Origin of the sequence: Paenibacillus sp. UNC496MF (assembly GCF_900113915.1) — a bacterium.
Taxonomy (GTDB): domain Bacteria; phylum Bacillota; class Bacilli; order Paenibacillales; family Paenibacillaceae; genus Paenibacillus_Z; species Paenibacillus_Z artemisiicola.
In genome coordinates this window covers 361930-386756 of the sequence record NZ_FORE01000006.1, presented here as the reverse complement: position 1 = coordinate 386756, position 24827 = coordinate 361930, and the positions used below count along the sequence as shown (strand labels likewise).

General features: G+C 64.2%; 21 protein-coding genes. 20 read left to right on the top strand and 1 reads right to left on the bottom strand.

Annotated elements, in window-relative coordinates; translation table 11 throughout:
• Window positions 1-95: 95 nt before the first annotated feature.
• From BMZ79_RS10315 to BMZ79_RS10305, 3 genes are all read left to right on the top strand, one after another.
• Window positions 96-1859, top strand: a complete 1764-nt coding sequence (locus BMZ79_RS10315) for an extracellular solute-binding protein (protein WP_090639419.1) — start codon at window positions 96-98, stop codon at window positions 1857-1859.
• 84 nt (window positions 1860-1943) lie between these two features.
• A complete protein-coding gene (locus BMZ79_RS10310) occupies window positions 1944-2843 on the top strand; it encodes an ABC transporter permease (protein WP_090639416.1) in 900 nt (299 codons plus the stop codon).
• Window positions 2844-2859: 16 nt separating this feature from the next.
• Entirely contained in the window at window positions 2860-3744 is an 885-nt protein-coding gene (locus tag BMZ79_RS10305; protein ID WP_090639415.1) for a carbohydrate ABC transporter permease, read from the top strand.
• A gap of 906 nt (window positions 3745-4650) precedes the next feature.
• Here BMZ79_RS10305 and BMZ79_RS10295 read toward each other — a convergent pair.
• A complete protein-coding gene (locus tag BMZ79_RS10295) occupies window positions 4651-5298 on the bottom strand; it encodes a transcriptional regulator (protein WP_090639410.1) in 648 nt (215 codons plus the stop codon).
• Between the two features lie 220 nt (window positions 5299-5518).
• Here BMZ79_RS10295 and BMZ79_RS10290 point away from each other — a divergent pair, with 220 nt between their 5' ends.
• The 17 genes from BMZ79_RS10290 to BMZ79_RS10210 all read left to right on the top strand — a co-directional run bounded on the left by BMZ79_RS10290 (window position 5519) and on the right by BMZ79_RS10210 (window position 24778).
• Window positions 5519-5815, top strand: a complete 297-nt coding sequence (locus BMZ79_RS10290) for a hypothetical protein (RefSeq protein ID WP_090639407.1) — start codon at window positions 5519-5521, stop codon at window positions 5813-5815.
• Window positions 5812-6102, top strand: coding sequence for a hypothetical protein (locus BMZ79_RS10285; RefSeq protein WP_090639404.1), 291 nt, complete (start codon window positions 5812-5814; stop codon window positions 6100-6102). The genes BMZ79_RS10290 and BMZ79_RS10285 overlap by 4 nt, the downstream gene beginning before the upstream one ends.
• A 463-nt stretch (window positions 6103-6565) precedes the next feature.
• Window positions 6566-8197 carry an ABC transporter substrate-binding protein gene (locus tag BMZ79_RS10280; RefSeq protein WP_371263662.1) on the top strand — a complete coding sequence of 544 codons (1632 nt, stop codon included), beginning with the start codon at window positions 6566-6568 and terminating at the stop codon, window positions 8195-8197.
• 70 nt (window positions 8198-8267) lie between these two features.
• Window positions 8268-9218: an ABC transporter permease gene (locus tag BMZ79_RS10275; RefSeq protein ID WP_090639402.1), complete on the top strand. Its 951-nt coding sequence runs from the start codon at window positions 8268-8270 to the stop codon at window positions 9216-9218.
• A 4-nt stretch (window positions 9219-9222) separates the two neighbouring features.
• Window positions 9223-10068 carry an ABC transporter permease gene (locus BMZ79_RS10270; RefSeq protein WP_090639398.1) on the top strand — a complete coding sequence of 282 codons (846 nt, stop codon included), beginning with the start codon at window positions 9223-9225 and terminating at the stop codon, window positions 10066-10068.
• 35 nt (window positions 10069-10103) lie between these two features.
• The gene (locus BMZ79_RS10265; protein WP_090639396.1) at window positions 10104-11117 is read left to right on the top strand and encodes an ABC transporter ATP-binding protein; all 1014 of its coding nucleotides are present in this window, start codon (window positions 10104-10106) and stop codon (window positions 11115-11117) included.
• Window positions 11114-12085, top strand: coding sequence for an ABC transporter ATP-binding protein (locus BMZ79_RS10260; protein ID WP_090639394.1), 972 nt, complete (start codon window positions 11114-11116; stop codon window positions 12083-12085). The genes BMZ79_RS10265 and BMZ79_RS10260 overlap by 4 nt, the downstream gene beginning before the upstream one ends.
• Window positions 12086-12107: 22 nt before the next feature.
• Window positions 12108-12542, top strand: coding sequence for a hypothetical protein (locus tag BMZ79_RS10255; RefSeq protein ID WP_208848486.1), 435 nt, complete (start codon window positions 12108-12110; stop codon window positions 12540-12542).
• A 418-nt stretch (window positions 12543-12960) separates the two neighbouring features.
• A complete protein-coding gene (locus BMZ79_RS10250) occupies window positions 12961-14310 on the top strand; it encodes an ABC transporter substrate-binding protein (protein WP_090639389.1) in 1350 nt (449 codons plus the stop codon).
• A gap of 106 nt (window positions 14311-14416) precedes the next feature.
• Complete coding sequence (locus tag BMZ79_RS10245) at window positions 14417-15355, top strand: carbohydrate ABC transporter permease (protein ID WP_090639387.1); 939 nt, start codon at window positions 14417-14419, stop codon at window positions 15353-15355.
• A complete protein-coding gene (locus tag BMZ79_RS10240; RefSeq protein WP_090639384.1) occupies window positions 15352-16242 on the top strand; it encodes a carbohydrate ABC transporter permease in 891 nt (296 codons plus the stop codon). The genes BMZ79_RS10245 and BMZ79_RS10240 overlap by 4 nt, the downstream gene beginning before the upstream one ends.
• A 150-nt stretch (window positions 16243-16392) precedes the next feature.
• Window positions 16393-17313, top strand: coding sequence for a class II fructose-bisphosphate aldolase (locus tag BMZ79_RS10235; RefSeq protein WP_090639382.1), 921 nt, complete (start codon window positions 16393-16395; stop codon window positions 17311-17313).
• A gap of 13 nt (window positions 17314-17326) precedes the next feature.
• Window positions 17327-18073, top strand: coding sequence for an MBL fold metallo-hydrolase (locus BMZ79_RS10230; protein WP_090639380.1), 747 nt, complete (start codon window positions 17327-17329; stop codon window positions 18071-18073).
• Window positions 18074-18192: 119 nt separating this feature from the next.
• On the top strand, window positions 18193-20655 hold the full coding sequence (locus BMZ79_RS10225) for an alpha-mannosidase (RefSeq protein WP_090640161.1): 2463 nt from the start codon (window positions 18193-18195) through the stop codon (window positions 20653-20655).
• On the top strand, window positions 20652-23447 hold the full coding sequence (locus BMZ79_RS10220) for a glycoside hydrolase family 2 protein (protein ID WP_177222087.1): 2796 nt from the start codon (window positions 20652-20654) through the stop codon (window positions 23445-23447). Before BMZ79_RS10225 ends, BMZ79_RS10220 begins: the two co-directional genes overlap by 4 nt.
• 58 nt (window positions 23448-23505) lie before the next feature.
• Complete coding sequence (locus tag BMZ79_RS10215) at window positions 23506-24309, top strand: DeoR/GlpR family DNA-binding transcription regulator (protein ID WP_090639376.1); 804 nt, start codon at window positions 23506-23508, stop codon at window positions 24307-24309.
• Window positions 24310-24328: 19 nt separating this feature from the next.
• On the top strand, window positions 24329-24778 hold the full coding sequence (locus BMZ79_RS10210) for a DinB family protein (RefSeq protein WP_090639374.1): 450 nt from the start codon (window positions 24329-24331) through the stop codon (window positions 24776-24778).
• Window positions 24779-24827: the final 49 nt, after the last annotated feature.

Sequence of the window (24827 nt, the reverse complement as noted above, 5' to 3'; positions counted from 1 at the left end):
AGAGAAGAAATCTAAAGATTGTTCAATCGTTCTTGCAAACGCTTCCTTTTATACTGAAAGAGAAAGAAGAAGCAATCAAAGGGGAGGATTCTTGCATGCATAAGACTGTAAAGTGGACGGCGGCGACGGCGATGGCATCGTTACTGATTGTGGCAACCGCTTGCAGCTCCGGCAACAACGAAACCAACAACGCTTCCGATTCAAACGGCACGACAACCAACACGACGAACACGACCAACGCGACCGATACGACGAACACGACCGACGCGACGAACGCGGGCAACGGCGGGAACGCGGCGGCCGAGGCCGACCCGTACCTCGGCAAGTACGATCCGCCGATCACGCTGACGAGCGTGCGGATCATCAACGACACGTTCAAGTTCATGGAAGGCCAGACGATCGACAACAACATGTGGACGAAGGCGCTCGAGGATAAGCTCGGCATCAAGATCAAGTACGACTGGGTCGTCAGCGGCGACCAGCCGGGCGGCCAAGGCGAACAGAAGATGAACGTCTCCATCGCGTCGGGCGACCTGCCGGAAGTCATCCCGGTCAACGCGAAGCAGCTGCAGCAGCTGCAGGACGCCGGCGAACTGGAGGATCTGACGGCCGTCTACGACAAGTACGCGTCCCCGTTCCTGAAGGAAATCCTGAACCAGGACGGTCCGGCGGCCTTGTCCTCGGCGACGTTCGGCGGCAAGCTGATGGCGATTCCGAACACCGGCTCCTCCATGGACGGCGCGGCGATGATCTGGATCCGCACCGACTGGCTGCAGAAGCTCGGCCTCGAACCGCCGAAGACGATGGCCGACGTGCTGAAGATCTCGGATGCGTTCACGAACCAGGATCCGGACGGCGACGGCAAAAAGAACACGTACGGCATCGCGATGAACAAGGACCTGTACGGCGGCTTCGCCGACATTACCGGCCTCCTGAACGGCTTCCACGCCTATCCGAAGCAGTGGATCAAGGACGCGAGCGGCAATCTCGTGTACGGCAGCGTGCAGCCGGAGATGAAGCAGGCGCTCGGCGCCCTGCAGGAGCTGTACAAGAAAGGCCAGATCGACAAGGAATTCGGCGTCAAGGACGGCGGCAAGGAAGCCGAGCTGACGACCTCCGGCAAGATCGGCATGGAATTCGGCCAGATGTGGAACCCGCTCTTCCCGCTCGTGGACAACAAGAAGAACGATCCGAACGCGCAGTGGCAGTCGTTCCCGCTCGTCTCGAACGACGACCAACCGGTGACGCCGCAGGTCGGTTTCTCGACGGGTCAGTACTTCGCCGTGAAGAAGGGCGCCGAGCATCCGGAAGCCGTCGTTAAGGCGATGAACCTGTTCGTCGAGACCGGCTGGGGCGAGACGACGACGCCGGAGAACTACGCGGCCTACTTCACGAGCGAAGGCTTCGAGAAGTTCAAGATGATGCCGTTCCAGGCGTGGCCGTCGCGCAAGAACCTTGACATCTACCTCCACATCACGGCGGCGATCGACAGCAAAGACACCTCCAAGCTGAACGCCGAGGAGCAGGACAACTATGGCAAAATCGCCGCGTTCCTCGACGGCTCGAGCAAGGATCCGCTGGGCTGGGCGTACGAACGGATTTTCGCGAAGGAAGGCTCGTTCAAGGTCATCGACGGCTACGTCAGCGGCAACCTGCTGCAGATGACGGAATTCTACGGCGCGCCGACGCCGGCGATGGTCGAGAAGGACTCCAACCTGCAGAAGCGCGAGATCGAGACGTTCACGAAAATCATCATGGGCGACTCGCTCGACAACTTCGATAAATTCGTCACGGAGTGGAAGAAGCTCGGCGGCGACCAGATCGCGCAGGAAGTCAACGATTGGGCGAAGAGCAAGTAACAGGCGGCGCGGGCAGCGGGGGAAGCCGGTCTTCCCCTGCCCGTCTTGCCGTCCGAACGAAGCGGAGCAGGGAGGAACAACCCCATGTTATGGAAAAAAAAGAGCGAGCGGCTCCCGCTGCATCTGATGATTTTGCCGGGGCTCATTCTCATCGTCGTCTACTGCTACGGCCCGATGCTGGGACTCGTGATCGCATTCGAGAAGTTCGTGCCGGCGAAGGGGATCTTCCATTCCAAATGGGCGGGCCTCGACAACTTCCGTTACGTGCTGGAAATGCCGGAATCGAGCCGGATCATCTACAACACCATCCTGATCGCCATCATGAAAATCGTCGTCGGCCTCGCGGCGCCGATCGTCACCGCGCTGCTCCTGAACGAGGTGCGCAAGGAAGTGTTCAAGCGGGGCATCCAAACGGTCATCTACTTGCCCCACTTTCTGTCGTGGATCATTCTCGGCGGCATTCTGATCGACATTCTTTCGCCGACGGACGGCATCGTCAACCAGGTGCTGGGCTGGTTCGGCATCGAGCCGATTTATTTTCTCGGGGACAACGGCTGGTTCCGGTACGTGCTCGTGGCCACGGATACGTGGAAGGAATTCGGCTTCAACACCATCGTGTATTTGGCCGCGCTGACGAGCATCAACCCGTCGCTGTACGAGGCGGCGATCGTGGACGGCGCGGGGCGCTGGAAGCAGACGCTGCACGTGACGCTGCCGGGCATGATGCCGATCATCGTGCTCTTGACGACCCTCAGCCTTGGAAACGTGTTAAACGCCGGGTTCGACCAGGTGTTTAATTTATATAGCCCGCAGGTGTACGAGTCGGGGGACATCATCGATACCTTCGTATACCGGATCGGCCTCGTCGATTCGCAGTTCGGCGTCGCGACGGCGGTCGGGGTGTTCAAGTCGGTCGTCTCGCTCGTGTTCATCTCCGCGTCGTATTACCTGGCTTACCGGTTTGCCAAATACCGCATTTTCTAGGAAGGAGCGAGTTTGAATGCTGGAGCATTACACGTTTAGCCGCAGGCTGTTTCTGTCGTTCAACTACGTCTTCCTGGCCTGTCTCGGCATTCTCTGCATCTTGCCCATCATCCACGTCCTGGCCTTGTCCTTCAGCTCCAGCGCCGCCGCCCAGGCGGGCTACGTCAAGCTGTGGCCGGTGGAGTTCACGCTGAGTTCGTACGATTTCGTCACGCATAAGGCGGCGTTCTGGAGATCGATCGTCGTGACGCTGAAGCGGGTGGCCGTCGGCGTGCCGTTCAACATGCTGCTGACCGTGCTCGTCGCCTACCCGCTCTCGAAGGAAGTCAAGAAGTTCCCGATGCGCACGCTGTACGCCTGGGTGTTCGTCGTCACGATCCTGTTCGGCGGCGGCCTCATCCCGCTCTACATGACGGTCAAGTACACGGGCATCATGGATAGCCTGTGGGCGATGATCCTGCCGGGCGCGGTGCCGGTGTTCAACGTCATCCTGCTGCTCAACTTCTTCCGCGGCCTGCCGAAGGAGCTGGAGGAGGCGGCGTTCATGGACGGCGCCGGCCACTGGACGACGCTATGGCGCATCTTCCTGCCGCTGTCGCTGCCGGCGCTCGCGACGATCACGCTGTTCGCGACGGTCGGCCACTGGAACTCGTGGTTCGACGGCATCATCTACATGAACTCGCCGGACCATTATCCGCTGCAGAGCTACCTGCAGACCGTCGTCATCAACCGCGACCTGACGCTCATGTCCTCCTCGGACATGAAGTCGCTCGCCGAAGTCAACGACCGCACCGCCAAAGCGGCGCAAATCTTCCTCGGCGCCCTGCCGATCCTGCTCGTGTACCCGTTCCTGCAGCGGTTCTTCATGAAAGGAATCGTGCTCGGGAGCGTGAAAGAGTAGGCGGTTTTGCGTTGGAACCCTCGTGGCCGGACGTCTGTCCGGGCGCGGGGGTTTTTTGGCGTTGGTGGCATGGCGCGGGAGGGCGTGCGCAGCCGCGCAGGCGGCGTGGGCCGGCAGCGGGTCGCCGCGGCGGACGGGGCGCGATGGCCGCGCAAGTGCCGCGGCCGGGCGTGGCGCCGGATGGCAGCGGCGGCTGTGGCGCGATGGCTGTGCCCGGCGCGAAGGCGTGGCCGTGCGGCGGTAGCGCGCCTAGCCGCGCGAGCGATGCGGCCGGGCGCCGCCGGGCCGCCAAGCCGCCGCGACGGTTGGTAGCGCGATAGCCGCGCAAGCGCCGCGGCCGGGCGTGGCGCCGGATAGCAGCGGCGGCTGTGCCCGGCGCGAAGGCGTGGCCGTGCGGCGGTAGCGCGCATAGCCGCGCGAGCGATGCGGCCGGGCGCCGCCGGGCTGCCAAGCCGCCGCCACGGTTGGTAGCGCGATAGCCGCGCAAGCGCCACGGCCGGGCGCCGCCGGGCCGCCGGGTCGCCGGGTCGTCGCGGCGACTGTGGCGCGGATCCATGTCGTGCACGAAATTACGCGAGGAACTACCCCTCAACATACATTTGGCGGCCACCACAGCGCTTATTTCGCCGAAACGGGTCATTCTGCCGAACTGAACCTTCAAAGCTCAGCGGCTAAAAACTAGCTGCCAAAAGACGATCGGCCGAAAGCCGAACCGTCGAAGGGTTGCTGCCAAGCAGCAACTCGCTGATGGTCGAATCCGGTAGGTTCGTGCGCCCGCATGCAGCCAAGCAGCAACTCGCTGATACTCGAATGCCGTGGGCTCGCGCCCGCCTGCTGCCAAGCGCCAACCCGCTGATGCTCGAATCCGGTCGGCTCGCGCCGGCTTGCAGCCAAGCGCCATCCGACTCAGACCCGAATCCGGTACGTCCGCGCCCGCTGACTGCCGCTCGCGACATCGAGCAGCTGCCGCTCGACCAAATCATGCAGCACCCGCCGCGCATGGCGGTCGCTGACGCGCAGGTGACTTTCGAGCTCCACGGGTGAGAAAGGCCGCAGCAGCCGGCGCGCGAAACGGACGGTCTCGGCCTCGAGCCAGGACAAGGAAGCCGGAACGTCCGTTGCCACGAATTTGTCGATGAACGCCAAGACCAGCTGTTGGCATGCCTTGGGCTCGTCTACGATCGAGGGATAGGCGATGGGAAGAAAGGTCCATCCGTCCAGCGCCAGCAAGCAGTGCCGGCGGCATAAGTCCTTGAACCGCACGATGTCCAAGTCGCGGGCGTGCGGCCCGTAGCCTTGTATCTCGATGGCGCCTTTCGCGCCCCCGGGGCGATAGGCGAGATCCAAGTAACGGTAACCGTTGCCGAAATCCCGCACTTCCCACTCCGCGTGCAGATCGTGGAAGTGGCCGACCGCCGGGAACCACACCGAGCGGAGGAAGGCGACGCTGCCATGCCCGAGTCCTCTTCGCGGCAGCTCGTTCCGCCGCGCGTTCGGCTCCTCCGCGAGCTGCCGCTGCATCCATTCCTCATACTGCTGTCCGAATCTCGTCATCGCGATCCCGCCCCCTGAAAATGTGCGCAAAAAAGCCGCCTCGCCGATGCGTCCGGTTCTACGGATGAGCATCGTATCGAGACGGCGTGTGCTTCACGACCTATGAGGGTCATTATCACGTAGGAGGCTGAAACGGACAATAATCTACGCCTCCGCATCTGCCGATATCTGCTAGAATGAAGCGTTGCTCCGCCGGGGCCATTCGTACGCTTGCCGTAAAATGCAGGCTGCGAAGCAAGCGCGCGACCGTAACGTGCCGAAACGCCATCCGGTCCGGGAACGAGCAATCGGAAAAGCGCAGACCGCGGAACTGCCCGCCGTCGAGGACTTCGAGACGTCCGATGGGCTCGAACCGGCCAACAAGCCGGCCGAGCTGCCCGGCAACTCGCGTTTCGCCCGGCTCGCGTGCGACGGCGCCGAACGCGATACCCTCGGCCAACCCGATTACATCGCGGCCGCTGGGGTAATAAAGGATATCGAACCGATGGACCTGCCATCCGAAGGAGGTGCGCCATGAACGTGCTGCCAAACATCGTCCGCGCGATTTCCGCGCTCGCGACGCTGGGCGCGCTGCTGCTGCTCGGCGTCGCGTTCCTGTTCAACGATACCGGCGAACCCGCCTCGACGCTGCTCGCGATCTACGGCGGCTATGCGCTGATCGGGCTGAGCGTCTTCGTCGGCAACGAAATCCTGATCGGCAAACGCGCCTTCGCGCACCGCCCCGTCCGCCGGGCGTACCGGATCTTCTGGGCCTGCGTCGCGCTCGCCGGGCTCTGCGTCTGGGCGGCGGTCGCCTATCGCTGAACAAGCGAGGGCACGCGAGGTTGACGAGGAAGCAGGAACCTGCGCCGAGCAGGTTGGGCGCCCGCAAGTGTACATAAAGCATGTCGGGGCGGTCGGCCCGCCGATCGCTCCAAGTACGCCAAGCCGGCCGGATAAGAAACCGCGACGCCGGCGAGCCGAAGGAGGCTCGTCCCCTTCCGACTTTACGCGGCCTCGTTCGCGCCGACGCAAGCGCAACCGGAAGCCGAGCGTCCGTTCCGACAGAGGAGCGGGCGTTTTCGATTTGTTTCGGCAAATTTCGAACGTTTTATGACAGGACTGATAGCCTTCTCCCAATTGTGGCATAATAAGCGCAATCAAGCGCGACTTCCGTCCTAAGCGGTCCCCGTCAAGACGCGTTTTCCCCATTGCAATTCCGACTAAACCAGTATACAATACTAGGCATTAGAGAGATTTCATGTTAGCTAAGAGAGGGAGAGACATCATGCGTAAACGCACGAGTATTATCGGGGCCGTCATGCTGTCGTTGACGGTGCTGCTGAGCGCTTGCTCGGGCAACAACAACGGCGGAACGAACACGGGCAACACGACGACCGGCAACGCGCCGGCGAACAACGGACAAGCGGCCGACAACGGCCAGCCGAAGGACGGCGGCAGTCTGATCGTCGCGGTCGGCGCGGATCCGGTTATTCTGAATCCGAACTACGCCGGCGACCGCGTCAGCCTGACGATCGACCAAGCGCTGTACGCGCCGCTGTTCCAAGTCGATAACGGCAAGAAGACGTTTTACCTCGCGGACAGCCTGGACCTTTCCGCGGACAAGCTGACCTATACGCTCAAGCTGAAGGACGGCCTGACGTGGCATGACGGCCAGAAGCTGACGGCCGACGACGTCGTGTTCACGATCGACAAGATTCTCGACGAGAAGCAGAACAGCTTCCTGCGCGCGAACTTCATCATCAACGGCAAGCCGATCCAAGCGGTGAAGAAGGACGACCTCACGGTCGAATTCAAGCTCCCGCAGGTCGCGCCGGCCTTCGAGGCGACGCTCGTCCAAGTGTCGCCGATTCCGAAGCACGTCTTCGAGAACGAAGCCGACATCGAGAAGAGCACGAAGAACGCGACCCCGGTCGGTTCCGGCGCCTTCAAGTTCAAAGCATACAAGACGGGCGAGTACGTGACGCTGGAGCGCTTCGATAATTACTTCGGCGGCAAGCCGCATCTGGATTCCATCACGTACCGCATCGCGAAAGACACGAACGCCGCCAACCTGGCGCTGCAGAACGGCGAGATCAACGTGAAATACCTTGATCCGCAGGACGTGGCGACGATTCAAGCGACGAACAATTTCGAAATCCTGCCGTATAGCGAAGGCCGCCTGTCGTACCTGCTCTTCAACGAGAACAGCGACACGGGCGCGCTGAAGAAGAAGGAAGTGCGCCAGGCGCTGTCCTACGCGCTGAACCGCGAGGAGCTGATCTCGACGGCGTACATGTCCGGCGATTACGCGGATCCGGCCAAGTCGATCCTCGCCTCGGACAACATCTACTTCGATAACGACGTGCCGAGCTTCGACAACGACGCCGCGAAAGCCAAGGAACTGCTGCAATCGGCCGGCGCCGGCAATCTGAAGCTGCGCTTCATCACGTCGAGCGGCAACAAGGCGCAGGAAGCGATCGCCCTGTACGTGCAGCAGAAGCTGAAGGCGGTCGGCGTGGACGTGCAGATCAACGCCATGGACGCTTCCGCGTACGGCACGAAGTTCTCGGATCTCAAGTCGACCGATTACGAGCTCGCGGCCGGCGGCTACATCATGGGCTACGATCCGGACGCGTACAGCATCCTGTACGCGACGAACGGCGACGCCAACTATACGCATTACTCCAACCCGAAGGTCGACGACCTGTTCAAGCAGGGCGGCGCCGAAGGCGACACGACGAAACGCGGCGAGATCTACAAGCAGCTGCAGGAAATCGTCGCCGAAGACGCGCCGGTCTACCCGATCGCCTACACCAAGACGATCGTGGCGGTGGACAAAAAATACGGCGGCCTGGATGAAGCCATCCTGAAGCCGGTCGTGATTTTCGAAGATCCGTCCAAACTTTATCTGAAATAAGGATGCGCGGGAAAATAAGCTGGTTCATCCGGCTTATTTTTTTGCTTCATGCAGCTGGGAGAGCGACATTATGCGACGACTCATCGTTCGAAGACTCTTGCAAACCGTGCCGATGCTCTTTTTCGTCTCGCTCGTCTGCTTCGCGCTCGTGAAGGCGGCGCCGGGAGACCCGGTGCTGTCCTTCGTGACGCCGAACATGCACGCGGACGACATCGAGCGCGTCCGGCACAACCTCGGCCTGGACCAGCCCGCGTACGTGCAGTACGTCAAGTGGCTGAAGGAAGGCCTGAGCGGCAATTTCGGCTATTCGCTCGTGAACCATCAACCGGTGCTCGGGCAGATCGTCGACCGGCTGCCGGCGACGGCCGGGCTGGTCGGGGCCGCCATCGCGCTCGCGGTGCTGCTGGCCATTCCGCTCGGGCTGCTCGCGGGCGCGAACCGGAACAAGTGGGTCGACAAGCTCGTCAACCTGCTGGCTTACATCGGCATTTCGGTGCCGCTGTTTTGGCTCGCGATTCTGTTCGTCTATTTATTCGCCATCCGCTTGCATTGGCTGCCCAGCCTCGGCATGCATACGATCGGCAAGAACGGCGCGCTCGACGTGATCAAGCACGGGATTTTGCCCTGCGCCGTGCTCGCGATCGGCTTCCTGTCCGTCTACGTGCGCTATATCCGTTCCAGCACGATCAGCCAGCTGAAGGAGGACTACGTGCAGATCCAATACGCCTTCGGCTCCGCCAAGCGGACGATCCTGTTCCGCCACGTGCTGAAGCATGTGCTGCTGCCGGTCATCACCCTGCTCGGGATGTCGCTCGGCGACCTCGTGACGGGCGCGATCGTGACCGAGACGGTCTTCTCCTGGCCGGGCATCGGCTCCCTCGGGATGACGGCGGTCCGCGGCTTCGACTACCCCGTGATCCTGGGCATCACGCTCTTGTCCTCCGTCATGCTGATCGTCGGCAATCTGCTTGCGGACATGCTGTACGGCTTTGCCGATCCACGAATCAAACTTACGAGGTGACACCATGAATCGGAGCAAATGGCGCAACGTCGGCGCGGAGCTGATGGCCAACAAGCTGGGGATCGCCGCGGCTGCGCTGCTCGCCGTCTTCGTCCTGGCCGCGGCCTTCGCGTTCCTGACGAACAAGGATCCGAACGCGCTGAACGTGCTGGAGAAGCTGAAGCCGCCCGGAGCCGGCCATTGGTTCGGCACGGACGACTACGGGCGGGATTACTTCGCCCGTGCGCTGTACGGCGGCCGCGTGTCGCTCACGGTCGGCTTCCTGGCGATGATCCTGTCGACCGGCATCGGCGTGGCGGTCGGCGTCGCGAGCGGTTATTTCGGCGGCTGGATCGATACCGTGCTGATGCGGATCGTGGAAATCATATTGTCTATTCCGACTTTTCTTATCCTGCTTTTGCTGAGCGTCTACCTGAAGCCGAGCGTCGGCAACCTGATCGTGATCATCTCGCTGCTCATGTGGATGAACATCGCGCGGATCGTCCGCGCGGAGACGCTCGCGCTCAAGGAGCGCGAATACGTGCTGTACGCCAAGGCGTCCGGCCAGGGCGCGTTCGGCATCATCGGCCGGCATGTGCTGCCGAACCTCGCGCCCGTCATCATCGTCAGCGCGACGAACAACATCGCCTCCGCGATCATGATGGAGTCGTCGCTCAGCTTCCTCGGCTTCGGCGTGCAGGCGCCGAACGCGACGTGGGGCAGCATGCTGAACGGAGCGCAGGGCTATATCGTTCAAGCGCCGTATCTGGCGATATTTCCGGGCGTCCTCATATTTCTGACGGTGCTCTGCTTTAACATGCTGGGCAATATTTTGCGCGTCGGCTTCGAACCGAAGCTCGGCAAACGATAGACGCGGCGGCCGAAGGGCAAAGGAGTGAAGAGACCATGACAGAACAGCTGCTGACAGTCGACGACTTACGCGTCTCGTTCCATACCCGCAGCGGGGAAAATCAAGCCGTGCGCGGCGTCAGCTTCCGCGTCGGCGCCGGGGATACCGTCGGCATCGTCGGCGAATCCGGCAGCGGCAAGAGCGTGACGGCCAAGGCGATCCTGGACCTGATCGCCGCGCCGGGCGAAATCAAGAGCGGCGCCATCGCGTTCCGCGGCGAGAGCCTGCGCGGCCTGCCGGCGAAGAAGTGGCGGAGCCTCCGGGGCAACCGGATCGCCATGGTATTCCAGGACCCGATGACGTCGCTCAATCCGGTCAAGACGATCGGCTTCCAAATGGCCGAGGTGATCCGCCGGCACCGGGGGCTCGGCAAGGACGCGGCGCTGAAGGAAGCAACAGAGATGCTGCGCAAGGTCGGCATTTCCGAGCCGGAGCGCCGGATTCGCCAATATCCGCACGAATTCAGCGGCGGCATGCGCCAGCGCGTCATGATCGCGATGGCGCTCTCGTGCGGCCCGGAGCTGCTGATCGCGGACGAGCCGACGACCGCGCTCGACGTGACGATCCAAGCGCAGCTGCTGGACCTGCTGCAGCGGCTGAAGGAGGAGTCCGGCACGGCGATCGTGCTCATTACGCACGACCTCGGCGTCGTGGCGAAGGTATGCACGCGCGTCGTCGTCATGTACGGCGGCATGGTGATGGAAGAGGGCAGCGTCGAGGACATCTTCTACCGCACGGGCAATCCGTACACGCAGGGGCTGCTGCGCTCGCTGCCGAAGCACGGCGGAGCGGGCCGGGAGCGGCTCGTCCCGATCGAAGGCTCGCCGCCGGATCTGATCGATCCCCCGCCCGGCTGTCCGTTCATGGAACGCTGCCCGCACGCGTTCGCGAAGTGCAAGGCGCTCCCGCCGATGTTCGGGCTCGGCGAAGGCCATGCCTCCCGCTGCTGGCTCGTGGACGGCAAGGAGACGCTGGCGCAGGCGCTGGCGGAAGGAGGCGAGGCGCGATGAGCGAGGTCACGAACGGCGGCCTGCCGGCCGGTTCGGCGGGCGAGGCGCAATCAAGTGGCGCCGGCGAGGTGCTGGTGGACGTGCGGAACCTGAAGAAGCATTTCGCGAAAGGGACGGATCTGCTGGGGCGCGGCCGGGACGTGCTGAAGGCGGTCGACGGCGTCAGCTTCCAGATCCGCCGCGGCGAGACGTTCGGCCTCGTGGGCGAGTCCGGCAGCGGCAAGTCGACCGTGGGGCGGTGCCTGTTGCGGCTGTACGATTACACGGACGGCGAAGTGCGTTTCGACGGGCACGATCTCGCGAAGCTCGGCGACAAGCAGCTGAAGCCGTTCCGCCGGCGCATCCAGTCGATCTTCCAGGACCCGTATTCCTCGCTCAACCCGGGGATGAACGTGCTGGAGCTGATCGGCGAGCCGATGAACATTCACGGCGTTCATAAGGGCGACCGGGAACGGAAGGAGACGGTCGGCGCGCTGCTCGAGCGGGTCGGGCTGAAGCGGGAGCATATGCTGCGGTATCCGCACGAATTCAGCGGCGGCCAGCGGCAGCGGATCTCCATCGCGCGGGCGCTGGCCGTGCGGCCGGAGTTCGTCGTCTGCGACGAGCCGATCTCGGCGCTCGACGTATCCGTGCAGGCGCAGGTCATCAACATGCTGGAGGACCTGCAGGCGGAATTCGGCCTGACGTACTTGTTCATCGCGCACGACCTCTCCATGGTGCGGCATATCTCGGACCGCATCGGCGTCATGCACGGCGGCCGGCTCGTGGAAGTGGCGGAGAGCGACGAGCTGTACGAGAATCCGCTGCATCCGTACACGAAGGCGCTGCTCTCGTCCATCCCGATTCCGGATCCGCGCCTCGCGCGCGAGCAGCGTCCGCTGGTCTACGATCCGCGGGCCTCGGGCGAGGGCGGCGGAGACGGCGGGCTGCGGGAGGTCCGTCCGGGCCATTTCGTGGCGGGCCATTGATCTCATGAAGGAGGAAGGGCTCATGGAAACGAAAGCGAAACTGTCCCAATGGGACGCGCTGATGCTGGAAGGGCTGCGCGGGCTGGGCTGGACGGACGAGGAGATCGTCCGCCGCATCCGGGAACGCGACGGACTGCCGGCCGACGACAGCATCTATGAATTCGACTACGCGCAGCTGGCGGACTTCGCGGCCGCGAACCCGGAGACGTTCGAACGGGCGGTGCGCGAAGGCTACGCCATCAAGTACAACACCGTGCGCGGCATCCGCTCGTGGATCAACGTCGCGTTCGCGCAGGAGCCGGAGCTCGTGCTGGAAGCGGGCAACGAATCCGTCGTCGCCAAGCTGACGCCGGCGGAGCGCGAACGGCTGCTGTCCGTCCTGTCGTACGGCTGGGCGGTGCGCGAGGAGCGCCCCGGCGAGGCCGGCACGTACCGGATCGAGCCGATCCAGCGGTAACGGAACGGACGAGCGGGTCATGAAGAGGCGCGGGCGGTTCTCGACCTCGAGCCGTCTGCATAAGCATAGCGGAAGCTGGAGAAAAGCCTCGGAACGCATACGGCGTTCCGAGGCTTTTTTGTCCGCGTCGGGCGCAGGCAGGCGATAATCGGCTTCTTCCGAATCCCGCGAGGCTTCGCCCCGAAACGGTCGAAAAGCCGCGAAGCTGCTCGATGAAACTCACAAAACCCCAATATTAAGCTGCGTTTAAATCCACAAAACCCCTAATTTGTTGTTTACAAGTTGGCGTTGTGCGGGTATTATGTACCCATAAGGCTTCAACAGCCCACATTGAAAGCGCTTCATAGTCGCGAATGCCATCTATGAATGCGGGTTGTTGCGCGTGCGCCTGAAAAATCATCAATTGGGGGAGGATTTTATGAAAGCGCTACAAAAATCTTCGTTCGCGCTCCTGGCCATGGGGTTGGCCGCGGGCACCATCCTGACGGGATGCGGAGGCAACGACAACGCCGGCACGGCCGGCAACGCGGGCACGGCCGGCAACGCTTCGGCGGCGAACGCCGACGTCAAGAAGGAGAAGGTGCAGCTCGACTTCTGGACCTTCTGGGGCTCGACGACCCGCAGGCCGATCATCGAGAAGATCATCAGCGACTTTAACGCCTCGCAGGACAAGATTTTCGTCAAGCACACGTACCTGCCGTTCGGCGACATCTGGACGAAGGAGCTCGCGCAGGTCGCGGCCGGCAATCCGCCGGACGTCATCGTCAACGACATCTCCACGGTGGCGCAGCGCGCGTCCAAGAACCAGAACACGAACCTGAAGGACCTGATCGGCAGCGAGGACATTCAGAGCCGCTTCTTCCCGGAATTATGGAAGACCGCCCTTTATAACAATGAACCGTACGCGCTTCCGTTCGTCACCGATACCCGCGTCATGTTCTACAACAAGAAGATGTTCCAGGAAGCGGGCCTCGACCCGAACAAGCCGCCGGCCACCTGGGAGGAGCTGGAGGCGGACGCCAAGAAGCTCGACAAGATCGGCGGCGACGGCAAAATCGAACGGCTCGGCTACGAGCCGACGATCGCGGGCGGCTGGGACCTGTTCCTCGCCAATTCCGACGGCCAGGCGCTCGTCGACGAATCCGGCGCGCACATCAACACGCCGTCCAAGATCGAAGCGCTGTCTTGGGTGAAGAGCTGGGCCGACCGGCTCGGCAAGAAGAACCTCGACGCGTTCAAGGCCGGCTTCGGCAGCAAGCAGAACGATCCGTTCATCGCCGGCAAGCTCGGCATCAAGATCGACGCCGCGACGTTCTGGACGCAGATTCGCGATTTCGCCGCGAACAAGGACGACGTCGGCATCGCGCCGCTGCCGGAATTCAAACCGGGCACGGGCCACAACAGCGTCGGCGGCGGCTTCGTCGTCGAGATTCCGAAGGGCGCGAAGCATCCGAAGGAAAGCTACGAATTCATGAAGTACTTGACCGACGTGGCCGCGCAGAAGTATTGGGGCCAAATGAACTTCGACAACGTGGCGAACGTGCAGGCCTCGAACGATCCCGAGCTGCAGGCCGATCCGGTCTACAAAGCCGCGGTCGATAACCTTCAGTTCACGAAGGTCGCGACGGTGCCGGTCAACGCGCCGGACTTCCGCAACCTGATCAATCCGGAGGTCGACGCCGTCCTCTTGGGCAAGGAAGAACCGAAGGAAGCGCTTGACAAAGCGCAGAAGGCCGTCGAGAACCTGATGGCCATGAATGCCAAGTAGCGATTCGCGCGACTGGGCACGGAAGCGGCGGAGCGGCGTCAGTGGCGCCGCTCCGCTTTTGCTTGGCGGAGGCGTCCGCCATCATTTTGACCGGGAGGGATAAACCATGAGTCGAATTTGGCCCCGGAAGGGCATCAAGCGGGCGACGATGGAACGGCGGGAGATCGCCTGGGGCTATCTGTTCGTGTCGCCTTGGGTGCTCGGCTTCCTGGCGTTCACGGCGGGTCCGCTGCTGTTCTCGCTGTACGCCAGCTTCACGAACTACGACGTCACGTCGCAGATGGACTGGGTCGGGACCCGCAACTACCACCGGATGTTCAAGGAAGATCCGCTGTTCTGGATTTCGCTTCGCAACACGCTGTACTACGTCGTGCTGATGGTGCCGCTCACGACCTTGTCGTCCGTGACGATCGCCATGCTGCTCAACCGGAAGATTCCGGGCATGCGGCTGTTCCGCACGATGTTCTACCTGCCGTCCGTCCTCTCCGGCGTCGGCGTCTACCTGCTGTGGATGCAGCTGCTGAACCCGGAATCCGGCCTCGTCAACCAGATGCTCTCGTTCGTCGGCATCGACGGCCCGTCGTGGCTGACGGACCCGGCCTGGACGAAGCCGGCGATCATCTTCATGAAAATGTGGAGCGTCGGCGGGGGCATGCTCATGTACCTGGCGAGCCTGCAGGGCGTGCCGGAGCAGCTCTACGAGGCGGCGGAGATCGACGGCGCGGGCGCGTTCCGGCGGTTCCGCACGATCACGCTGCCGATGATCAGCCCCGTCATTTTCTTCGAGGTCGTGACCGGCTTGATCGGCGGCTTCCAGATTTTCCAAGAGGGCTATATCATGTCGGACAATTCCGGCCCCGGCGCGCCGATGAACTCGCTCATGTTCTACAACCTGTACATGTACCTGAAGGCGTTCAAGGTGTTCGACATGGGGTACGCGATGGCCATGGCCTGGTTCCTGTTCCTGATCGTCATCGTCATCACGATCGTCAACATGCTCGTATCCAAGTATTGGGTGCACTATGAAGGAGGAGATCAGCGATGAACGCCGCAACGGTCCGCTCCGGCCGCGGAAGCTTCTACCAGAGCCGGAAACTGAAACGCAGCCTGTCCACGCTCGCCGTGCTCGTCGTTCTGATCGGCGGCAGCATCCTGTTCATCCTGCCGTTCTGGTGGATGGTCTCCACGTCGCTCAAGACGCCGCAGGAAATCGCCCAATACCCGCCGGCGTTCTTCCCGGCCGAATGGCATTGGAAGAACTACGAGGAAGCGTGGCACCTGGCGGACTTCACCCGCTACACGCTCAACACGCTGACGATCGCGGTGTTCGCCGTCATCGGCCACGTGCTGTCCAACACGTTCATCGCGTACGGCTTCGCGAAGCTGAAATTTCCCGGCCGGCAGCTCCTCTTCTCCGTTCTGCTCGGCACGATGATCATTCCGGGCTTCGTCACGCTCATCCCGCAGTACATCCTGTTCTCGAAGCTGCACTGGGTCGGCACGTACCTGCCGCTCATCGTTCCGGGCTTCTTCGGCGGACCGTTCTCCGTGTTCATGCTGCGGCAGTTCTTCATGACGATTCCGAACGACCTCATCGAGGCCGCGAAGATCGACGGCGCGAACCACCTGTACATCTGGTCCCGCATCATGGTGCCGCTGGCGAAGCCGGCCGTGGCCACGATCGCGATCCTGACGTTCAACGGGGCGTGGAACGATTTTCTCGGGCCGCTGCTTTACGTGAACGACGTGTCCAAGTACACCCTGCAGATCGGCCTGGAATCGTTCAAAGGCGCGGTCGGTTCGGAAGGCATGCAGTGGCATTACCTGATGGCCGGCTCGCTGATCGTGCTCGCGCCCGTCGTCGCGCTGTTCTTCCTCTTCCAGCGCTACTTCATCGAAGGCATGAACATCTCGGCCGGCACGAAGGGGTAAGCGGCAGCGAGGGGGAGAACGCGTTTGTAATTAGATAAAGGCAACTGACTTCAATTCATTTACTAGATGACGGTTAATTTCGTCCATTATTCATTGCGATCCAAGCATCAAACCCAAACAGAGACCAATTCAGGATGGAGATGACCTTCCATGCAAACCCGTACCAAACCGGCCAACGTCATTACGCTCAAGGAAGCGCTCGTGCTGGCGGAGCGCCACGGCTACGCGACGGGCTCGTTCTCGCCGCGCTACACCCCGATGATCGTGCCCGTGCTTCGCGCGGCGCAGCAATCGGCTTCGCCCGCCATCGTGCAAATTTCCCACAAGGAGCTGCTCCGGTACGGCATCACGCCGCGGCAGTTTGGCGACGCGTTCTACGAGGCGGTCCGATCGGAAGGCATCACCGTGCCGGTCGTGCTGCATCTTGACCATACGAAGGAAATGGACACCATCGCCCTCGCGATCGAGGCCGGCTTCACGTCGGTCATGATCGACGCCTCCGAGCAGCCGCTCGAGGCGAACATCGCCCTGTCCAAGGAGGCGGCCGCATACGCGCATGCCCGCGGCGTCTCGGCGGAGGCGGAGCTCGGCATGATCGGGACGACCGATTTCGTGGAGACGGACAAGGACGAGGAGCTGTACACCGATCCGGTCGAAGCGAAGCGCTTCGCCGAGGAGACGGGCGTCGACGCGCTCGCCGTCTCGTGCGGCACCGCGCACGGCGTCTACATGGTGAAGCAGCCGAAGATCGACTACGGCCGGCTGCGGCGCATCCGCGAGCTGACGCCGGTGCACCTGGTGCTGCACGGCGGCTCCGGCGTGCCCGCGGACATGATGCGGCAGGCCATCGCGCTGCCGGGCGGCGGCGTCAGCAAGGTCAACATCGCGACCGATCTGGAGCTTGCGCTCCTTGCGGCGCTCGGCCGGACGGAGCGGATGACCGACGCGGAGTGCCGCGCCCTGCCGGCGGAGCGGCTGGAGACGGGCCGCGCGGCGGTCGAACGGACCGTCGCGGACAAGATCGCGGACTTCCTCGGCAGCAAGGGCGCGGCGGCGTTCTTCGCGCGTTAGGGCGGGTGCGGCCATGAGCAAGGAGACGGAATATCCCCCGCACGCGGTCCGGCTCGCGGAGGGCTTCTACGCCGTCGCCGGCGATAAATTGACGCATCCGTGGGACGCCAGCGCGTACCTGTTCACGGGCGACGAGCCGGTGCTGGTCGACTGCGGGAGCGCGGAAGGCTATCCGGCGCTGAAGCGGAACCTGGCGTCGCTCGGCGTGCGGCCGCAGGACATCCGGGCGGTCTACGCGACGCACGGACACTGGGACCATCTGTCCGGCTTCGCGCGCTTGCGCGCGGAGAGCGGCGCGAAGCTCTACGTGCACGAGCTGGACCGCCGGCAGGTCGAGACCGGGGATCCCGAGCGCACCGGCGCGTTCCTGTACGGCCGGCCGTTCCCGCCGGCGGCGGCCGACGGCCTGCTGCGCGAGGGCGACGCGCTGCCGGCGGGCCGATACCGGCTCGAGGTCATCCACACGCCGGGGCATACGCCCGGAAGCGTCTCGTTCCTGTTCGACGCGGCCCCGGGTCCCGTGCTGATCGCCGGCGATGCGCTGTGGGGCGGTTATCATCCCAAGGTCGGCTCCGACCTGGACGATTGGCAGGCTTCGCTGGACAAGCTGCTGGCCCGCCGCTTCGAGCTGATGACATTCGGCCATTTGCCGCCGACGCTCGCGTACGACGCGCATGCGAAGGTCGGAGAAGCGCGCCGGCAGCTCGGCACGTACATGAACCCGTGGTTCAAGCCGTTTCACGAACGGTTTCGGTATTGAACGAAGAAGCGGCTCGCGGACGCGCGCGCGCGAAGCGGCAGGCGAAACGAATGAACAATGGCGATACCATCGAAACCCAAGAAGAGTCGAAACGAACGGACAGAAAGGATGCTGCGTCCATGAAGCACCGCAAGCTCTACATGATCGGCAACGCCCATCTCGATCCCGTCTGGCTGTGGCAGTGGCAGGAAGGCTTTCAGGAAACGAAGGCGACCTTCCGCTCCGCGCTCGACCGGTTGAAGGAATACGGCGATTTCATCTTCACGAACAGCTCGGCGGCCAACTACGAATGGGTCGAGCGCAACGACCCGGCGATGTTCGAGGAGATCCGCGCGCGCGTCGCCGAAGGCCGCTGGCAGATCGTCGGCGGCTGGTGGGTGCAGCCCGACTGCAACATCCCCGGCGGCGAATCGTTCGCGCGCCAAGGCTTGTACGGCCAGCGCTATTTCAAGGAGAAGCTCGGGGTGACGGCGAAGGTCGGCTACAACGTCGACAGCTTCGGCCACCACGGCATGCTGCCGCAGATCCTGAAGAAGAGCGGCATGGACTATTACGTCATGATGCGGCCGATGCCGAACGAGAAAGGCCTGCCGTCCCGGCTGTTCCACTGGGAATCGGACGACGGCAGCCGCGTGCTGGCCTTCCGCATTCCGTTCGAATACTGCACGTGGGGCCAAGAGCTGGAACATCACGTCCGCCGCTGCATGGGCGAGATGAAGGCGCCGCTCGACGACCTGATGGTGTTCTACGGCGTCGGCAACCACGGCGGGGGGCCGACGAAGGCGAACATCGAGAGCTTGCGGGCGATGAACGCGCGGCCGGATTTCCCCGAAATCGTCTTCGCCGGGCCGAACGACTTCTTCGCCGACGTCGAGCGCAAAGGGCTTCGGCTTCCGGTCGTCCATGACGATCTGCAGCATCACGCGAGCGGCTGCTACGCGGCCCATTCCGGCATCAAGCAGTGGAACCGCCAGGCGGAGAACCGCCTGATCGCCGCGGAGAAATGGTCCGCGCTCGCGCAGCGCGTCACGGGCCTGCCGTATCCGGAAGACTTCCGCCGGGCGTGGACGAACGTGCTGTTCAACCAGTTCCACGACATCCTGGCGGGGACGAGCCTGGAGGCGGCCTACGAAGACGCGCGCAACATGCACGGCGAGGCGATGAGCATCGCCGACCGGAACTTGAACGACGCCGTCCAGTCGCTGTCCTGGAACATCGGCATCGAGCAGGTCGAGGGGATGAAGCCGATCGTCGTCTTCAACCCGCATGCCTGGAACAGCACCGTCAACGTGGAGCTCGAGATCGGCGGGCTGAAGGACGGCATGGCGCTGACGGACGACGCCGGCCGGCGGGTCGCGTACCAGACGGTGCAGTCGCAAGCGACGGCGGGCGGCCGGTCCCGGCTCAGCTTCGTCGCGGATCTGCCGCCGCTGGGGTACCGCGTGTACAAGCTGCTTCCGGCCGCGAAGGAAGCGCCGTCCGGGGAACGGCCGTTCGGCTGGCAGCCGGAGGGACAACCGGTCGAAGCGGGCGACCGCCGGCTCGAGAACGATCGCCTGCGGATCGAATTCGATCCCGCGACGGGCTTCATGACGAGCCTCTACGACAAACGGGCGGGCTTCGAGGTGCTGCGCAGCGCGGGCGCCCGGCCGGTCGTGCTCGAGGACCGCTCCGACACGTGGAGCCATAACGTGATTCATTTCAACAAAACCATCGGCGACTTCGTCGCGACGAGCGTCCGACGCGTGGAGCACGGGCCGGTCAAGTCGGTCGTCCGGGTGACGAGCGAGTACGGGCGGTCGACGCTGGTGCAGGACTTCACGCTGTACCGCGAGCTCGATTACGTCGACGTGGCGGTGACGGTCGATTGGCGCGAGCGGTTCAAGATGCTGAAGCTCGTCTTCCCGGTCAATCTCGTGTTCACGAAGCAGACGTACGAGATTCCGTACGGCTTCAAGGAGCGCGAGCATAACGGCGAAGAAGAGCCGGGCCAAAGCTGGGTCGACTACGGCGGCATCGTGCGCGATGGTACCGCGGTATACGGCCTGTCGCTGATGAACGACGCCAAATACAGCTACAGCATCCACAACAAGGAGCTGGCGCTGACCGTGCTGCGCAGCCCGATCTACGCGCATCACGACCCGCTCGTGCCCGATCCGGACGGCCATTACTCGTTCATCGACCAAGGCATTCAACGGTTCCGTTACCGGCTGCTGCCGCACGCGGGGAGCTGGGAGGAAGCGGGCACGGTCAAACGCGCGCTGGAGCTGAACCAGGCGCCGACCGTCGTCATCGAAACGTATCATGACGGCGAGCTGCCGCAGCGCGCGTCCTACTTGAGCGTCGACCGGGATAACGTCGTCGTCAGCGCCGTCAAGCGGTCCGAGGACAACGACGACCTGATCGTGCGCTGCTACGAGACGGCGAAGGAGGCGGTCCGGGCGACGATCGCGCTGCCGCGGGCCGGCCGCTCGTTCGAAGCGGACTTCGGGCCGTGCGAGATCAAGACGTTTCGCGTGCCGGCGGACCCGTCGCGGCCGGTGACCGAGACGAATCTGCTGGAATGGGAGCAGGAAGCATGATTCCGGCCCGAATCAGCCTGAACGGCGGAGATTGGCTGCTGAAGGATTTCGTCGGGGAAGACTGGGTCTGGCGGAACGCGGAGAAGCCGGACACCGCCGACGTCCGCTGGTGGCGGCCCGCCTCCGTGCCGGGGACCGTGCTGCACGATCTGCTGGCGAACGGCGAGGTGCCCGATCCGTACGTGGAGCGCAACAGCCTGCTCGTCGAGTGGGTGCCGCAGCGGACGTGGGTGTACCGCAAGACGTTCGAGGCGCCGGCGGATTGCCGCGGCCGGCGGGTGAAGCTGCATTTCAAGGGCGTCGACTACGCGGCGCAGTTCTTCTTGAACGGCCGCCGGCTCGGGGCGCATGAAGGCATGTACACGCCCGCCGAGTTCGAAGTCGGGGAGCTGCTGAACGCCGGGGGAAGCAACCTGCTCGCCGTCGTCGTCGAGAAGGCGCCCGACGAGCAGCCGCAGGTGAGCAAGACCGCGTACGTGCGCACGCACAAAAGCCGGATGACGTACTGGTGGGACTTCTGCCCGCGCATGATCCATCAGGGCATCTGGGACGAGGTGTATCTGGACGTCTCCGGACCGGCGGCGATCGAGGACGTCTACGTGCGGCCGGTGTTGGCGGACGATTGCGCGCGCGCCGACGTCGAGGTCGAGACGGCGCTGTCCGTCTCCGCCGCCGTGCGCGCCCGGGTGAAGGCGGTGCTGCGCGACGCCGGGGGGCGGCGGGTGGCCGAGCATACCGGCGAGCACGCGCTGGGCGCCGGGGAGACGACGCTTCGCCTGCGGCTGCCGGTGGAGCGGCCGAAGCTGTGGCAGCCGAACGGTTCGGCGCCCGAGGCGGAGGCTTACCGCTACGAGGCCGAGGTGCGGGTATACGTCGCGGCCGGGGCGGAGGCGGACGGCGGGGAGGCGGGTCCGGGGACTGACCCTGCTTCGATGCCGGCTGTCCCGGAGCTGTCCGCGGCGCGCACGGTGCCGTTCGGCATCCGCAAGGTCGCGTTCGCCCGCAACGAGGGGGCGGATCCGTCGGCCCGGCCGTACACGCTGGTCGTCAACGGACGGAGAACGTACGTCAAAGGCTGGAACTGGGTGCCGCTCGACGCGATGTACGGCGTGGAGCGCCCGGCGAAGCTGGAACGGCTGCTGACGCTGGCGAAGCGCGCCGGGGTCAACATGCTGCGCGTCTGGGGCGGGGGCTTGATCGAGAAGGATGCCTTCTACGAGCTGTGCAGCCGGTACGGCATCATGGTATGGCAGGAGTTCGTCCAATCGAGCTCCGGCATCGCCGACAAGCCGAGCGAGGCGCCCGAATTCCTGGCGATGATGGCGCGCGAGGCCGAGGCGATCGTCCCGCGCAAGCGAAACCACGCGTCGCTCGTGCTCTGGTGCGGCGGCAACGAGCTGCAGGACGCCGGGAACCGGCCGCTGGACGACGGCGAGCCGGTGCTCGGCCTGCTTCGCGCCGCCGTGGAACGGCTCCATCCGGACGCGCTGTGGCTGCCGACCTCGCCGACGGGCCGGGTATTCATGAACAGCCTCGAGACGATCGCCCGCGACCCGGACGGCCTGCACGACGTGCACGGTCCCTGGGAGCATCAGGGGCTCGCCGGCCATTACGAGCTGTATAACAACGGCACGTCGCTGCTCCATAGCGAGTTCGGGGTCGAAGGCATGACGAACCGGCGGGCGCTGGACCGGACGATCCCGCCGGAGCGGCAGTGGCCGGCGACCAAGGACAATCCGGTCTATTTCCACCGCGGGGCGTGGTGGATCAACGAGCCGCTCGTCCAGCGTTCCTTCGGCGAGGCGCTCGGCGACGTCGGGACGCTGATCCGCGCGAGCCAGTTCCTGCAGGCCGAAGGGCTCCGCTACGCCGTGGAGTCCAGCATTCGCCGGCAGCCGCGCAGCAGCGGCACGCTGCCCTGGCAGCTCAACGAGCCGTATCCGAACGCCTACTGCACGTCCGCGATCGATTACGACGCCTGCCCGAAGCCGGCGTATTACGCGGTGGCGCGGGCGTACCGGCCGGTCGCCGTGACGGCGGCGTTCGCGGCGCAGGCCTGGGCCGGGCGCGACGCCTTCGCCGCCGAGCTGTGGGCGGCCTCGTCGCTGCCGCGCGCGGCGGACGGCGCGCGCGCGGCATGGAGCCTCGCCGGCGCGAGCGGCCGCGTCTACGCCGCGGGCGAGACGGCGCCCGCGGCGCTGCCGGACGGCGGCGCCGTCCGGCTCGGGGCGGCGCGATGCCCGCTCGCGGACATCGGCGAGGACGCGTTCGTCCTCACGCTGTCGCTCGCGGATGCCGGCGGCCGGCCCCTCGCCGGCAACCGGTACGTCTTCTCGGCGGCCGGCGATCTGACGCCGCTGCTGCGCGTGCCGGAGACGACGCTGCACGCGCGGCTGCTTCCGGCCGAGGACGCCGCGCCGGAAGCAGCATCGGCCGCCGCATCGGCCGCCGGCGCCTCCGCGCTTGGCGGCGCGGCTCGGCCCGCGCACGCCGCCGCGCGCGCCGCGGCCGCGCCGGTCCGGGCGCGGCTCGAGCTCGTCAACGCCGGCGAGGCCGCCGCGCTGAACGTGCGGCTGGACGAACCGGACGGCCCGGCCGACCCGAACGGACCGTCCGCAGGCACCGGTTACGCCTATTTCGAAGACAACGGCTTCACGCTGCTGCCGGGCGAGCGGCGCGCGATCGCCGTCGACTGGCACGGCGTGCCGGATGCCTTGCGGGGCGTGGCCTATTCGGCTTGGAACGCCCCGGCCGCCGCCGTCCTCCTTTCTTCGCCGCGGACATTCGACTAGCTCCCAAAAAATGCGTATAATGAAGCCAATTCATTATAGGCCGAAGTGAGGGTTCCTTATGATCGCGGTCCAGCGCCGGAATAAAATCAAAGAAATGCTGCTTCAGGAGCATAGCGTCAAGGTAGCCGATCTGGTCAAGGAATTCCGCGTGTCCGAAGAGACGATCCGCCGGGATTTGCAGCAGCTGGAGAAGGAAGGCATGGTGCAAAAAAATTACGGCGGCGCGATCCTGACCGACGATTATCAGCAGTCGCTCGCTTCCGTCCTCCCCGTCCAGCAGCGCAAATTCCAGTATTACGAGGAGAAGGAAGCGATCGGCAAGCTGGCCGCTTCGCTCGTCGGCGAAGGGCAGATCGTCGTGCTGGATTCCGGCTCGACCACGTGGTGCATGGCCCGCCATCTGAAGGAAATTCCGAATCTGGTGCTCGTGACGAACGGCATGAACGTCGCGGAAGAGTGCAGTCAGAACGAAGCGGCGTCGATCTTCGTGCTCGGCGGCAAACTGGTCACGAAATCGATGTCGCTCGTCGGCCCGCAGGCGGTCGGGGAGCTGAACACGTACAGCGCCCACTCCACCTTTCTCGGCACCTCCGGCATCGCGCTCGGCAAAGGCTTCACCAGCTCCGACCTGTACGAGGCCGAAGTGAAGCGGGCGATGATCAAGGCCGGCAGCCGCATCGTCATTCTGGCCGACCACAGCAAGTTCGAACGGCAGGCGCTCGTGTCGTTTGCGGGCTTTCAGGACGTTGACGCGCTGATCACGAGCGACCTGACGGACCCGGGCTTGCTGCGGGAAATCGAGGCGTTCGGCGTGCAGGTCATGGTTTGTCCCGTCAAGGGAAAGCTGAAGGAGAGCCTCTGATAAGGAAGGGATCGCGAAGATGGAAACGATCAAACGAATGTTCGACCATGTGAACTGGGCAAACGAGCGAATCTTGAGCGCGCTGTGCGCCGACCGTTCCGGCAGCGCCGAAGCGGCGGGGCTCTTCGAGCACGTCCTGCGCGCGGAGCAGGTCTGGCATGCCCGGCTGCAGGGGCAGGACAGCGCGCACGTGCCGCTTTGGTCGGAGGACGGCGTGGACGCCTGCGTCGAGCTGGCGAAGCTGAACAAGGAGGCGTTCGCGTCCTACCTGGCGCGGCTGAAGCCCGAACGGCTGGACGACGTCGTCGTCTACGCGAACCAGACGGGCCGCGAGTTCCGGACGTCCATCCGGGACATTCTCACGCACGTGGCGCTGCACGGCCAGTACCACCGCGGGCAAGTGAACGCGAAGCTGCGCCGTCTCGGCGGCGAGCCGGTCAACGTGGATTACATCACTTTCGTGCGCTAGCGCCGCGGGCCGCCGCAACAAAACAACCGCCCCGAACGTCAGGAAAGCA